The sequence below is a fragment of the Pseudomonas sp. NFACC41-3 genome (assembly GCF_900109505.1).
Classification (GTDB): Bacteria; Pseudomonadota; Gammaproteobacteria; order Pseudomonadales; family Pseudomonadaceae; genus Aquipseudomonas; species Aquipseudomonas chlororaphis.
In genome coordinates, this window is record NZ_FOAE01000001.1 from 221,080 (window position 1) to 235,382 (window position 14,303).

Here is a 14,303-nt window from a genome sequence, read left to right on the forward strand (position 1 = left end):
TGTTCGAGCAAGTTGGTGGGGCGTGATGAGGGCGCTGTGCACCATAACAACAGGTTGACGCGGCTCGGCATCCGTCGGGCGCAGCACTTTCGGGGAAGTAACGATGAAGATGCGACGACTCTTGGGCGCAGGTGCCGGTCTGGTACTTGCGATCAGCTCTACCCTGGCCAGCGCCGACAGCAAAACCCTGAGCATCGGCTATGTCGACGGTTGGTCGGACAGTGTGGCGACCACCTATGTAGCGTCTGAGGTGATCAAGCAGAAACTCGGTTATGACGTGAAGTTGCAGGCGGTGGCGACCGGGATCATGTGGCAGGGCGTGGCCACCGGCAAGCTGGACGCCATGCTGTCGGCCTGGCTGCCGGTGACCCATGGCGAGTACTGGACCAAGAACAAGGACAAGGTGGTCGACTACGGCCCCAACTTCAAGGACGCGAAAATCGGCCTGATCGTGCCGGAGTACGTCAAGGCCAAGAGCATTGCCGATCTGAAGGGTGACACCACCTTCAAGAACAAGATCGTCGGTATCGATGCCGGCTCGGGCGTGATGCTCAAGACCGACCAGGCCATCAAGGACTACGGTCTGGACTACAAACTGCAAGCCAGCTCGGGCGCGGCAATGATTGCCGAGTTGACCCGCGCCGAAGAGAAGAACGAATCCATCGCGGTCACCGGCTGGGTGCCGCACTGGATGTTCGCCAAGTGGAAGCTGCGCTTCCTGGACGATCCGAAAGGTGTTTACGGTGCCGCTGAAACCGTCAACAGCATCGGCAGCAAAGGCCTGGAGAAGAAAGCGCCGGAGGTTGCGGCCTTCCTGAAGAAGTTCCAGTGGGCTTCCAAGGATGAAATCGGTGAGGTGATGCTGGCAATTCAAGAGGGCGCCAAGCCGGAAGCGGCGGCCAAGGACTGGGTGGCCAAGCACCCTGAGCGCGTTGCCGAATGGACCGCTAACTGACTGGGAAGCGTCTAGGTCGCAGGTCTCGAGGCCGCCGGGTGTTCGCACCCGGCGGCCTTTTGTTTTGCCCGGCGCAAAAGCCTGTGTCAGGGGTACTGTCGTTCTAATACTAAGGTCGTCTGGAACCAGCTCCAGAGCTGCATAGAGTGGACTACGTTCCAACTAAAATCTGTGCTGCGAGGATAAAAACAATGAACGACAGCATTTACCTCTCGATTCAAAACAGCTCGCGTTTCAAGGAGCTGGTCAGCAAGCGCGAACGATTCGCCTGGATACTGTCGGCGATCATGCTCGGGCTTTATTCGGGCTTCATCCTGCTGATTGCCTACGGACCCCATGTGCTGGGGGCAAAACTCAGTCCTGAATCATCCATCACCTGGGGCATTCCCATTGGTGTCGGGTTGATTGTCGCGGCCTTTGTCCTGACCGGTATCTACGTGCGACGCGCCAACGGCGAATTCGACGACCTGAACAATGCGATTCTCAAGGAGGCTCAGCAATGATCCGGCGTCTATTGGCTTTTTTTAGCGTCGCGGCCTTTGCTCCAAGTCTCTGGGCGGCCGATGCCCTGACCGGCGAAGTGCATAAACAACCCCTCAATGTCTCTGCGATCATCATGTTCGTGCTGTTCGTCGGGGCCACCCTGTGCATCACCTACTGGGCCTCCAAGCGCAACAAGTCGGCGGCCGACTACTATGCCGCGGGCGGCAAGATCACCGGTTTCCAGAACGGCCTGGCGATTGCCGGCGACTACATGTCGGCGGCGTCCTTCCTGGGGATTTCCGCCCTGGTGTTCACCTCCGGCTACGATGGCTTGATCTATTCGATCGGCTTCCTGGTGGGCTGGCCGATCATTCTGTTCCTGATCGCCGAGCGCCTGCGCAACCTCGGCAAGTACACCTTCGCCGACGTGGCGTCCTATCGCCTCGGGCAAACCCAGATCCGCTCGCTGTCGGCCTGCGGCTCGCTGGTGGTGGTGGCGTTCTACCTGATCGCGCAAATGGTCGGTGCCGGCAAGCTGATCCAGCTGCTGTTCGGCCTCGATTACCATGTGGCGGTGATCCTGGTGGGTATCCTGATGGTGCTGTACGTGCTGTTCGGCGGCATGCTGGCGACCACCTGGGTACAGATCATCAAGGCGGTCCTGCTGCTGTCCGGTGCCTCGTTCATGGCGTTGATGGTCATGAAGCATGTCAACTTCGACTTCAACATGCTGTTCTCCGAAGCCACCAAGGTTCACCCCAAAGGTGAAGCGATCATGAGCCCGGGCGGGCTGGTGAAGGATCCGATCTCGGCGTTCTCCCTGGGCCTGGCGCTGATGTTCGGTACCGCCGGCCTGCCGCACATCCTGATGCGCTTCTTCACCGTGAGCGACGCCAAGGAAGCGCGCAAGAGCGTGCTGTATGCCACCGGCTTCATCGGCTACTTCTACATCCTGACCTTCATCATCGGTTTTGGCGCGATCCTCCTGGTCAGCACCAACCCGGCGTTCAAGGACGCGGCGGGCGCTCTGCTCGGCGGCAACAACATGGCGGCGGTGCACCTGGCCAATGCCGTGGGCGGCAGCGTGTTCCTCGGCTTCATCTCGGCGGTGGCCTTCGCCACTATCCTGGCGGTGGTGGCTGGCCTGACCCTGGCCGGTGCCTCGGCGGTTTCCCATGACCTGTACGCCAGCGTGATCAAGAAGGGCAAGGCCAACGAGAAGGATGAGATCCGCGTCTCGAAGATCACCACCGTGTGCCTGGGTGTGCTGGCGATTGCCCTGGGCATCCTGTTCGAGAGCCAGAACATCGCGTTCATGGTCGGCCTGGCGTTCTCCATCGCGGCGAGCTGCAACTTCCCGGTACTGCTGCTTTCCATGTACTGGAAGAAGCTCACCACGCGCGGCGCCATGATTGGTGGCTGGCTGGGCCTGGTCAGTGCCGTGGGCCTGATGGTCCTCGGCCCGACCATCTGGGTGCAGATCATGGGGCATGAAAAAGCCATCTTCCCTTACGAGTACCCGGCGCTGTTCTCGATGATCATTGCCTTTATCGGGATCTGGTTCTTCTCCATCACCGACAAGTCCACTGCGGCTGACAATGAGCGGGCGCTGTTCTTCCCGCAGTTCGTACGCTCGCAGACCGGCCTGGGAGCCAGCGGGGCGGTATCGCACTAAGGCTTCTATATATAAGCTGCGTTAAACCCCAATGCCCCTGTCGAAAGACAGGGGCATTTTTATTGGCGTCGCCCTTTGTAGCCGCTGGCGCAGCCTGCGATCGAGTGCGTAGCGCTCGCAAGCTCGTTCAGCGTGAGAGTGATGTGGCGTTGGCATTCCACATCCGCTGTGCGGCCGAATGCAGGCAGCTACAGGGAAATGGCGGGGGAGGGGAGCACAAACAAATACGGCCTCTATAAAGAGGCCGTATCCGCTGCAGTCAAGACGTTAGCGCAAGGCAACAGGTCTTACTTGCGGTCTTCCAGCTTGGTGATGTCGCGCGACTCGTAGCCGGTGTACAGCTGGCGAGGACGGCCGATCTTGTAAGGGCTGGAGAGCATTTCTTTCCAGTGCGAGATCCAGCCGACGGTACGCGCCAGGGCGAAGATCACGGTGAACATGCTGGTCGGAATGCCGATGGCCTTGAGGATGATCCCCGAGTAGAAGTCGACGTTCGGGTACAGCGAGCGCTCGATGAAGTACGGGTCGGTCAGGGCGATCTCTTCCAGGCGCATGGCCAGTTCGAGTTGCGGATCGTTGGTGATGCCCAGTTCCTTCAACACTTCGTCGCAGGTCTGCTTCATCACGGTGGCGCGCGGGTCGCGGTTCTTGTAGACGCGGTGACCGAAGCCCATCAGCTTGAACGGATCGTTCTTGTCCTTGGCCTTGGCGATGAACTTGTCGATGTTCGAGACATCGCCAATTTCGTCGAGCATGGTCAGTACCGCTTCGTTGGCGCCGCCGTGAGCCGGGCCCCAGAGTGCGGCGATACCGGCAGCGATACAGGCGAACGGGTTGGCGCCCGAGGAGCCCGCCAGGCGTACGGTGGAGGTCGATGCGTTCTGCTCGTGGTCGGCATGGAGGATGAAGATCCGGTCCATTGCCTTGGCCAGCACCGGGCTGATCGGTTTGATCTCGCACGGGGTGTTGAACATCATGTGCAGGAAGTTTTCCGCGTACGACAGGTCGTTGCGCGGGTACATCATGGGTTGGCCCATGGAGTACTTGTAAACCATCGCGGCCAGGGTCGGCATCTTGGCAACCAGGCGGATCGCGGAGATTTCGCGATGCTGCGGGTTATTGATGTCCAGGGAGTCGTGGTAGAAGGCAGAGAGGGCGCCGACTACGCCGCACATGACCGCCATCGGGTGGGCGTCGCGACGGAAGCCGTTGAAGAAGGTCTTCAACTGCTCGTGAACCATGGTGTGGTTCTTCACGTTGCCGACGAATTGGGCCTTCTGTTCTGCGGTCGGCAATTCGCCGTTGAGCAGCAGGTAGCAGGTTTCCAGGTAGTCCGACTTTTCAGCCAACTGTTCGATCGGGTAGCCGCGGTGCAACAGAATGCCGTTGTCGCCGTCGATATAGGTGATTTTCGACTCGCAGGAGGCGGTCGACATGAAACCCGGGTCAAAGGTGAAGCGGCCCGTGGCCGTCAAGCCCCGAACATCGATTACATCGGGACCAACGGTGCCGGTTAAAATGGGCAGCTCGACGGGGGCTGCGCCCTCGATGATCAACTGCGCTTTTTTGTCAGCCATGTGGCCTCCTATTTATGCTTGAAATCATCAGACAGACCCCCCACGCAGGGCCCGCACCACTATAGTGAGATAAATCCGAATGTCAATTTGCCTAAAGTCTTGCCCCAGAAGGCTTTAACCGGACTTTTTCCTCGAAATTCCCCGCCATTTACGCCTTTTATCCGCCTAACGCAATGAGCTATTAGGGGAAGGTGATTGCGTTGTCATTAGTAGCCTAACTGTCTATACTCGGCCACCGACCGCCATGGGCTTTCGGGCCCGGTTTGATGGGGGTCGTCACTCCCTGGGTGGTGGGTACCTGACCAGTGCACTCCCCAACAACTTTGCCCTGATTGTTAGGGGCTCTTCAGTGTGAAAAAAGCCGTGAATAGCCAACGACCTGTAAACCTAGACCTAAGGACCATCAAACTCCCAGTCACTGCTTACACGTCCATCCTTCACCGTATTTCCGGTGTCATCCTCTTTGTGAGCCTTGCCATCATGCTTTATGCATTGGACAAGTCGCTCAGCTCTGAGGAAGGCTTCGGCGAGGTGAAAGCGTGTCTGACCAGTCCGCTAGCCAAGCTAGTGATTTGGGGCATCCTGTCCGCCTTGCTGTATCACTTGGTTGCCGGTGTGCGCCATTTGATCATGGACATGGGCATCGGTGAGACGCTGGAAGGCGGCAAGCTGGGCTCTAAAATCGTTATCGCCGTATCCGTGGTGGTAATCGTTCTGGCAGGAGTTTGGATATGGTAACTAACGTCACGAACCTGTCGCGTTCGGGCCTCTATGACTGGATGGCACAACGTGTGTCTGCGGTCGTTCTCGCGGCTTATTTCATCTTCCTGATCGGATACCTCGTTGCGAACCCGGGCCTTGGCTACGAGCAATGGCACGCACTGTTCTCCAACAACTGGATGCGTATCTTCAGCCTGCTGGCCATGGTTGCTCTGGGCGCTCACGCCTGGGTCGGCATGTGGACCATTTCGACCGACTACCTGACGCCGATGGCGCTGGGCAAATCGGCGACTGCAGTACGTTTCCTTTTCCAGGCAGTATGCGGCGTTGCAATGTTCGCCTACTTCGTCTGGGGTGTGCAGATTCTCTGGGGTATCTGATTCATGGCTAACATTCCAACGATTTCTTTCGACGCCATCATCATTGGTGGCGGCGGTGCCGGCATGCGTGCCGCATTGCAGCTGGCCCAGGGCGGCCACAAGACTGCAGTGATCACCAAGGTGTTCCCGACCCGCTCGCACACTGTGTCGGCCCAGGGCGGCATCACCTGCGCCATCGCGTCGGCCGACCCGAACGATGACTGGCGCTGGCACATGTACGATACCGTCAAGGGTTCCGACTATATCGGTGACCAGGACGCTATCGAATACATGTGTCAGGAAGGCCCGGCCGCGGTTTTCGAACTGGACCACATGGGTCTGCCGTTCTCCCGCACCGAAACCGGTCGTATCTACCAGCGTCCTTTCGGCGGCCAGTCCAAGGACTACGGTAAAGGCGGCCAGGCTGCCCGTACCTGCGCGGCTTCTGACCGTACCGGTCACGCGCTGCTGCACACCCTTTATCAGGGCAACCTGAAAGCCGGCACCACCTTCCTGAACGAGTACTACGCTGTTGATCTGGTGAAGAACCAGGACGGCGCGTTCGTCGGTGTGATCGCGATCTGCATCGAAACCGGCGAAACCACCTACATCCGCGCGAAAGCCACCGTGTTGGCGACTGGCGGTGCAGGGCGTATCTACGCATCCACCACCAACGCCCTGATCAACACCGGTGACGGTGTCGGCATGGCGCTGCGTGCCGGCGTGCCGGTACAAGACATCGAAATGTGGCAGTTCCACCCGACCGGCATCGCCGGCGCCGGTGTACTGGTTACCGAAGGTTGCCGTGGTGAAGGCGGTTACCTGATCAACAAGCACGGCGAGCGTTTCATGGAGCGTTATGCTCCGAACGCCAAGGACCTTGCCGGTCGTGACGTTGTTGCCCGTTCGATGGTTAAGGAAATCATCGCTGGCAACGGTTGCGGTCCGAATGGCGACCACGTGATGCTCAAGCTCGACCACCTGGGTGAGGAAGTGCTGCACAGCCGTCTGCCAGGCATCTGCGAACTGTCCAAGACTTTCGCTCACGTTGACCCGGTGGTTGCTCCGGTTCCGGTTGTTCCGACTTGCCACTATATGATGGGCGGCGTTGCCACCAACATTCATGGTCAGGCGATCACCCAGAACGCCGAAGGCAACGACGAAATCATCCCTGGCCTGTTCGCGGTGGGTGAAGTGGCTTGCGTATCGGTTCACGGTGCCAACCGTCTGGGCGGCAACTCGCTGCTCGACCTGGTGGTATTCGGCCGCGCTGCCGGCCTGCACCTGGAAAAAGCGCTGACCGACGGTATCGAATACGACGACGCCACCGACGCCGACATCAATGCGGCCCTGGCACGTCTGTCCGCCCTCAACGAGCGTACCGACGGCGAAGACGTGGCTACCCTGCGTCGCGAGCTGCAAAGCTGCATGCAGAACTACTTCGGCGTATTCCGCACCGGCGAATACATGCAGAAGGGCATCGCCCAGCTGGCCGAGCTGCGTACCCGCATCGCCAACGTCAAGATCAACGACAAGTCGCAGGCGTTCAACACCGCACGTATCGAAGCACTGGAACTGCAGAACCTGCTGGAAGTGGCCGAAGCCACTGCCATCGCTGCCGAAGTGCGTAAAGAGTCCCGCGGCGCCCACGCCCGTGAAGACTTCGAAGACCGCGACGACGAAAACTGGCTGTGCCACACCCTGTACTTCCCGGGTGAGAAGCGCGTTGCCAAGCGTGCCGTTAACTTCTCGCCGAAGACTGTTCCGACTTTTGAACCAAAAGTCCGGACTTACTAAAGGGTGATCGATATGTTGCAAGTCGAAGTTTATCGTTACAACCCTGACACCGACTCCGCGCCGAAAACCCAGGTTTTCCAGGTCGACACCGGTGGCAAGGATCTGATGGTGCTGGACGTACTGGCGCTGATCAAAGAGCAGGACGAAGGTTTCTCCTATCGTCGTTCCTGCCGTGAAGGCGTTTGCGGTTCCGATGGCATGAACATCAACGGCAAGAACGGCCTGGCCTGTATCACGCCGCTGTCTGCCGTGGTGAAGAACAACAAGCTGGTTGTTCGTCCGCTGCCAGGTTTGCCGGTTATCCGTGACCTGGTCGTCGATATGAGCATCTTCTACAAGCAATACGAGAAGGTGAAGCCATTCCTGCAGAACGACACGCCGGCTCCGGCCATCGAGCGTCTGCAGTCCCCTGAAGAGCGCGAAAAGCTCGATGGTCTGTACGAGTGCATCCTGTGCGCTTGCTGCTCGACTTCCTGCCCGTCCTTCTGGTGGAACCCGGACAAGTTCCTGGGTCCAGCTGCCCTGCTGCAAGCCTATCGCTTCCTGGCAGACAGCCGCGACACCAAGACGTCCGAGCGCCTGGCTTCGCTGGATGATCCGTTCAGCGTATTCCGCTGCCGCGGCATCATGAACTGCGTCAACGTTTGTCCGAAAGGCCTGAACCCGACTAAGGCCATCGGTCACATACGTAACATGCTGCTCTCGAGCGGCGTGTGATTCAGCTGCTGTAACCCAGTTGTTGTAAAGGCAGGACCGCTGTACCCGTAGAGGCTACGGCGCAGGCTTCAACCGGCGCCGTAGTTTTAAGCTGAGCAGCAGCTCACAAAGTTGCCGCTCGTATTTTGAAGAAATGAGACAAGCAGGGGCATCCGGGCTGGTACCCGGACTATCAGCGTGATCCTAAGTGGCTTGTTTTGGTCGCTGCACTCGGACTTTTGCAAGTTTGCTCGGTGTCTTCGCCGGTGGTGTTCCCCTAACCGAGGGTGACCAAGCATGCAAGAAAGCGTGATGCAGCGCATGTGGAACAGCGCCTACCTATCCGGTAGTAACGCTGCCTATGTGGAAGAGCTCTACGAGCTCTACCTGCACGACCCTAACGCTGTGCCAGAAGAGTGGCGCACTTACTTCCAGAAGTTGCCTACCGACGGCAGCACTGCCATCGATGTTTCGCACTCGACAATCCGCGATCATTTCGTGTTGCTGGCAAAGAACCAGCGCCGCGCCCAGCCGGTATCCGCCGGTAGCGTGAGCAGCGAGCACGAGAAGAAGCAAGTTGAAGTGCTGCGATTGATCCAGGCCTACCGTATGCGTGGCCACCAGGCAGCCCAGCTGGACCCGCTGGGGCTGTGGCAGCGTCCTGCACCTGCAGACCTGTCAATCAATCATTACGGCTTGACCAATGCCGATCTTGATACGACCTTCCGTGCCGGCGACCTGTTCATCGGCAAAGAGGAAGCGAGCCTACGCGAAATTCACGAAGCGTTGCAGCAGACATATTGCCGCACCATCGGCGCTGAATTTACGCATATCACCGATTCCGAGCAGCGCCAGTGGTTCCAGCAGCGTCTGGAAAGCGTACGCGGCCGTCCGACCTACTCCACGGATATCAAGGGTCACCTGCTCGAGCGCGTCACAGCAGCTGAAGGCCTCGAAAAATACCTGGGCACCAAGTACCCGGGCACCAAGCGTTTCGGCCTGGAAGGCGGCGAAAGCCTGATCCCGATGCTCGACGAGCTGATCCAGCGTTCCGGTTCCTACGGCACCAAGGAAGTCGTGATCGGCATGGCCCACCGTGGTCGCCTCAACGTCCTGGTCAACACCTTCGGCAAGAACCCGCGCGAGCTGTTCGACGAGTTCGAAGGCAAGAAGAAGGTCGAGCTGGGCTCCGGTGACGTGAAATACCACCAGGGCTTCTCGTCCAACGTGATGACCACCGGCGGTGAAGTTCACCTGGCCATGGCCTTCAACCCGTCCCATCTGGAAATCGTTTCGCCAGTGGTCGAGGGTTCGGTGCGCGCCCGTCAGGATCGCCGCAACGACCAGACCGGTGACAAGGTTCTGCCAATCTCCATCCACGGTGATGCTGCTTTCGCAGGTCAGGGCGTGGTGATGGAAACCTTCCAGATGTCGCAGACCCGCGGTTTCAAGACCGGCGGCACCGTGCACATCGTGATCAACAACCAGGTCGGTTTCACCATCAGCAACCCGCTGGACTCGCGTTCCACCGAGTACGCCACCGACGTCGCGAAAATGATCCAGGCGCCGATCCTCCATGTGAATGGTGATGATCCGGAAGCCGTACTGTTCGTGACCCAGCTGGCCATCGACTACCGCATGCAGTACAAGCGCGATGTGGTGATCGACCTGGTCTGCTACCGTCGTCGCGGTCACAACGAAGCGGACGAGCCAAGCGGCACCCAGCCTCTGATGTACCAGCAGATCGCCAAGCAGCGCACCACCCGTGAGCTGTATGCCGATCGTCTGGTCCAGGCAAGCGTGCTCGACGCCGAGCGTGTTCAGGCGAAAGTTGACGAATACCGCAACGCGCTGGACAACGGCCTGCACGTCGTGAAGAGCCTGGTCAAAGAGCCGAACAAAGAGCTGTTCGTGGACTGGCGTCCATATCTGGGCCACGCCTGGACTGCACGTCACGACACCACTTTCGATCTGAAGACCCTGCAGGAACTGTCCGCCAAGCTGCTGGAGCTGCCGGAAGGCTTCGTGGTCCAGCGCCAGGTCGCGAAGATCTACGAAGACCGTCAGAAGATGCAAGCCGGCGGCCTGCCGATCAACTGGGGTTATGCCGAAACCATGGCATACGCGACCCTGGCGTTCGAAGGTCACCCGATCCGCATGACCGGCCAGGACATCGGTCGCGGTACGTTCTCGCACCGTCATGCGGTCCTGCACAACCAGAAAGACGCCAGCACCTACATTCCGCTGCAGCACCTGTACGACGGCCAGCCACGTTTCGATCTGTACGATTCGTTCCTGTCCGAAGAAGCCGTACTGGCGTTCGAATACGGTTACTCGACCACCACGCCAAACGCGCTGGTGATCTGGGAAGCCCAGTTCGGCGACTTCGCCAACGGTGCCCAGGTGGTGATCGACCAGTTCATCACCAGTGGCGAGCACAAGTGGGGCCGTCTCTGCGGCCTGACCATGCTGCTGCCGCACGGTTATGAAGGTCAGGGTCCGGAGCACTCTTCGGCTCGTCTGGAGCGTTACCTGCAGCTGTGCGCCGAGCACAACATCCAGGTCTGCATGCCGACCACCCCGGCCCAGATCTACCACCTGCTGCGTCGTCAGGTGATTCGCCCGCTGCGCAAGCCGCTGGTGGTCCTGACTCCGAAGTCGCTGCTGCGTCACAAACTGGCCATCTCGACCCTGGAAGATCTGGCGGAAGGTTCGTTCCAGACCGTTATTCCGGAAATCGATGCCCAGGATCCAAAAGACGTGAATCGTCTGATTCTGTGCAGCGGCAAGGTCTACTACGACCTGCTGGAAAAACGCCGTGCCGAAGGCCGCGACGACATCGCCGTCGTGCGTATCGAGCAACTGTACCCATTCCCTGAGGACGACTTGAACGAAGTCCTGGCTCCGTACACCAACCTCAAGCATGTGGTTTGGTGTCAGGAAGAGCCGATGAACCAGGGTGCCTGGTACTGCAGCCAGCACCACATGCGCCGCATCGTTGGCAATCACGACAAGTCGCTCGTACTCGAGTACGCGGGCCGTGAAGCCTCTGCTGCACCAGCATGCGGTTACGCGTCGATGCACGCCGAGCAGCAGGAAAAACTGCTGCAAGATGCTTTCACCGTTTAACGCCTTCGCGCACCTGAAACCGAATTTAAGGAACCACAGATAATGGCTATCGAGATCAAAGCCCCCACTTTCCCGGAATCGGTTGCCGATGGCACCGTTGCCACCTGGCACAAAAAACCGGGCGACGCCGTCAAGCGCGACGAACTGATCGTCGACATCGAAACCGACAAGGTCGTGCTGGAAGTTCTGGCCACCGCTGACGGCGTGCTGGGCGCTATCGTCAAGAACGAAGGCGACACCGTTCTGTCCGACGAAGTCCTGGGCTCCATCGCCGAAGGCGCTGCCGCCGCTGCTGCTCCAGCCGCTGCCGCACCGGCTGCCGCCCAGGCCGCAGCTCCTGCCGCCGAAGGCGAAGACGATCCAATCGCTGCTCCAGCCGCGCGCAAGCTGGCTGAAGAGAACGGCATCAACATCGCTTCCGTTGCCGGTACCGGCAAAGGCGGCCGCGTGACCAAGGAAGACGTGGTTGCCGCCGTTGCTGCCAAGAAAGCCGCTCCGGCTGCCGCGCCTGCCAAGGCCGCTGCTCCTGCCGCCGCTGCTCCGGTGTTCGCTGCTGGCGACCGCGTCGAGAAGCGCGTTCCGATGACCCGCCTGCGTGCCAAGGTTGCCGAGCGTCTGGTCGAAGCCCAGTCGAACATGGCGATGCTGACCACTTTCAACGAAGTCGACATGACCGAAGTCATGGCCCTGCGTTCGAAGTACAAGGATCTGTTCGAGAAGTCCCACAACGGCGTACGCCTGGGCTTCATGTCGTTCTTCGTCAAGGCTGCTACCGAAGCGCTGAAGCGTTTCCCCGCGGTCAACGCCTCGATCGACGGCTCCGACATCGTTTACCACGGCTACGCCGACATCGGTGTTGCCGTGTCCAGCGACCGCGGCCTGGTGGTTCCGGTTCTGCGTAACGCCGAACTGATGAGCCTGGCTGAAATCGAAGGCGGCATCGCCACCTTCGGCAAGAAAGCCCGTGACGGCAAACTGTCGATGGAAGAGATGACCGGCGGTACTTTCACCATCACCAACGGTGGTACTTTCGGTTCGATGATGTCGACTCCGATCGTCAACCCGCCACAAGCGGCGATCCTGGGCATGCACAACATTCTGCAGCGTCCTATGGCGATCAACGGTCAGGTGGTTATCCGTCCGATGATGTACCTGGCTCTGTCCTACGATCACCGTTTGATCGACGGCAAAGAAGCAGTGACCTTCCTGGTTACCATCAAGAACCTGCTGGAAGACCCGGCTCGTCTGCTGCTGGATATCTGATTTCGTAGCATGGGCCGATCAGCGATGATCGGCCTTTCGCCGAAACGAACAGCTTCGTCCCACGACGGCCTCCACAAGAGGCCGTCCGGTTTGATTCGAGAAGGAATGACACATGACTCAGAAATTCGACGTGGTAGTGATTGGCGCAGGCCCTGGCGGCTATGTAGCTGCCATTAAAGCTGCGCAACTCGGCCTCACGACTGCCTGCATCGAGAAATATACCGACCAGGAGGGCAAGCTGGCCCTCGGCGGTACTTGCCTGAACGTCGGCTGCATCCCTTCCAAGGCGCTGCTGGACAGCTCCTGGAAATTCCACGAAGCCCAAGACGGTTTCGCGATCCACGGTATCAGCCACGCTGGCGTGTCCATGGACGTGCCTGCGATGGTCGGCCGCAAGGCCAACATCGTGAAAAACCTGACCAGCGGTGTTGCCACCCTGTTCAAGGCCAACGGCGTGACCTCCATCCAGGGCCACGGCAAACTGCTGGCCGGCAAGAAAGTCGAAGTCACCAAGCCAGACGGCTCGGTGGAAGTGATCGAAGCCGAGAACGTCATCCTGGCGCCAGGCTCCCGTCCAATCGACATTCCACCGGCTCCGGTCGATCAGAAGGTGATCGTCGACTCCACCGGCGCCCTGGAATTCCAATCCGTACCAAAACGCCTGGGCGTGATCGGCGCTGGCGTGATCGGTCTGGAACTGGGTTCGGTATGGTCCCGTCTGGGCGCTGAAGTGACTGTCCTCGAGGCCCTGGACACCTTCCTGATGGCTGCCGACACCGCCGTCTCCAAGGAAGCGCTGAAAACCCTGACCAAACAGGGTCTGGACATCAAGCTGGGCGCTCGCGTCACCGGCTCCAAGGTCAACGGCGAAGAAGTGGTCGTGACCTACACCGATGCCAACGGCGAACAGAACATCACTTTCGACAAGCTGATCGTAGCCGTTGGTCGCCGTCCAGTGACCACTGATCTGCTGGCTGCCGATTGCGGCGTGACCCTCGACGAGCGCGGTTTCGTGCACGTCGACGATCACTGCGCCACCACCGTACCGGGCGTTTACGCGATCGGCGACGTGGTTCGCGGCATGATGCTGGCTCACAAGGCCTCGGAAGAGGGCGTCATGGTCGTCGAGCGCATCAAGGGCCACAAGGCTCAGATGAACTATGACCTGATCCCTTCGGTTATTTATACTCACCCGGAAATCGCGTGGGTCGGCAAGACCGAGCAGGCCTTGAAAGCTGAAGGCGTTGAAGTTAACGTCGGCACCTTCCCGTTCGCAGCCAGCGGCCGTGCCATGGCAGCCAACGACACCGGCGGTTTCGTAAAAGTCATCGCTGATGCCAAGACTGACCGTGTACTGGGCGTTCACGTGATCGGCCCAAGTGCGGCAGAACTGGTTCAGCAAGGTGCGATCGGCATGGAATTCGGCACCAGCGCCGAAGACCTGGGCATGATGGTTTTCTCCCATCCAACCCTGTCCGAAGCCCTGCATGAAGCAGCACTGGCAGTGAATGGCGGCGCCATCCACATCGCCAACCGCAAAAAGCGTTAAGACAATAAGAAACCACGGCGGATTGCCCGTCGTGAGCCTTGCGAGCAAGACTCACCGCGGAACGTCCGCTGGACTCGACCTCACGGGAATCTTCATGCGC

At 59.4% G+C, this 14,303-nt stretch carries 11 protein-coding genes; 10 read left to right on the forward strand and 1 reads right to left on the reverse strand.

Annotated elements, in window-relative coordinates:
- Nucleotides 1-103 precede the first annotated feature (103 nt).
- The 3 genes from BMY68_RS00995 to BMY68_RS01005 all read left to right on the forward strand — a co-directional run bounded on the left by BMY68_RS00995 (nt 104) and on the right by BMY68_RS01005 (nt 3,113).
- Complete coding sequence (locus tag BMY68_RS00995; RefSeq protein ID WP_007931479.1) at nt 104-955, forward strand: glycine betaine ABC transporter substrate-binding protein; 852 nt, start codon at nt 104-106, stop codon at nt 953-955.
- Between the two features lie 191 nt (nt 956-1,146).
- Nucleotides 1,147-1,458: a DUF485 domain-containing protein gene (locus BMY68_RS01000; RefSeq protein WP_009042787.1), complete on the forward strand. Its 312-nt coding sequence runs from the start codon at nt 1,147-1,149 to the stop codon at nt 1,456-1,458.
- Nucleotides 1,455-3,113 carry a cation acetate symporter gene (locus BMY68_RS01005; protein WP_007931491.1) on the forward strand — a complete coding sequence of 553 codons (1,659 nt, stop codon included), beginning with the start codon at nt 1,455-1,457 and terminating at the stop codon, nt 3,111-3,113. Before BMY68_RS01000 ends, BMY68_RS01005 begins: the two co-directional genes overlap by 4 nt.
- Before the next feature lie 287 nt (nt 3,114-3,400).
- Here the strand turns inward: BMY68_RS01005 and gltA are convergent, their stop codons facing one another.
- Nucleotides 3,401-4,690, reverse strand: a complete 1,290-nt coding sequence (gene gltA / locus BMY68_RS01010) for a citrate synthase (protein ID WP_007931493.1) — start codon at nt 4,688-4,690, stop codon at nt 3,401-3,403.
- Nucleotides 4,691-5,041: 351 nt separating this feature from the next.
- Between gltA and sdhC the strand changes: the two genes are divergently transcribed.
- The 7 genes from sdhC to lpdA all read left to right on the forward strand — a co-directional run bounded on the left by sdhC (nt 5,042) and on the right by lpdA (nt 14,203).
- Nucleotides 5,042-5,428, forward strand: coding sequence for a succinate dehydrogenase, cytochrome b556 subunit (sdhC, locus tag BMY68_RS01015; RefSeq protein ID WP_169915034.1), 387 nt, complete (start codon nt 5,042-5,044; stop codon nt 5,426-5,428).
- A complete protein-coding gene (sdhD, locus tag BMY68_RS01020) occupies nt 5,422-5,790 on the forward strand; it encodes a succinate dehydrogenase, hydrophobic membrane anchor protein (protein WP_007931497.1) in 369 nt (122 codons plus the stop codon). The genes sdhC and sdhD overlap by 7 nt, the downstream gene beginning before the upstream one ends.
- Before the next feature lie 3 nt (nt 5,791-5,793).
- Nucleotides 5,794-7,566, forward strand: coding sequence for a succinate dehydrogenase flavoprotein subunit (sdhA, locus tag BMY68_RS01025; protein WP_007931499.1), 1,773 nt, complete (start codon nt 5,794-5,796; stop codon nt 7,564-7,566).
- Between the two features lie 12 nt (nt 7,567-7,578).
- Nucleotides 7,579-8,283 carry a succinate dehydrogenase iron-sulfur subunit gene (locus BMY68_RS01030; RefSeq protein ID WP_007931501.1) on the forward strand — a complete coding sequence of 235 codons (705 nt, stop codon included), beginning with the start codon at nt 7,579-7,581 and terminating at the stop codon, nt 8,281-8,283.
- A 276-nt stretch (nt 8,284-8,559) separates the two neighbouring features.
- Nucleotides 8,560-11,391 carry a 2-oxoglutarate dehydrogenase E1 component gene (locus tag BMY68_RS01035; RefSeq protein ID WP_007931503.1) on the forward strand — a complete coding sequence of 944 codons (2,832 nt, stop codon included), beginning with the start codon at nt 8,560-8,562 and terminating at the stop codon, nt 11,389-11,391.
- Between the two features lie 42 nt (nt 11,392-11,433).
- Nucleotides 11,434-12,654, forward strand: coding sequence for a 2-oxoglutarate dehydrogenase complex dihydrolipoyllysine-residue succinyltransferase (gene odhB / locus BMY68_RS01040; RefSeq protein WP_009042789.1), 1,221 nt, complete (start codon nt 11,434-11,436; stop codon nt 12,652-12,654).
- 112 nt (nt 12,655-12,766) lie between these two features.
- Nucleotides 12,767-14,203 carry a dihydrolipoyl dehydrogenase gene (gene lpdA, locus BMY68_RS01045; protein WP_085530191.1) on the forward strand — a complete coding sequence of 479 codons (1,437 nt, stop codon included), beginning with the start codon at nt 12,767-12,769 and terminating at the stop codon, nt 14,201-14,203.
- Nucleotides 14,204-14,303: the final 100 nt, after the last annotated feature.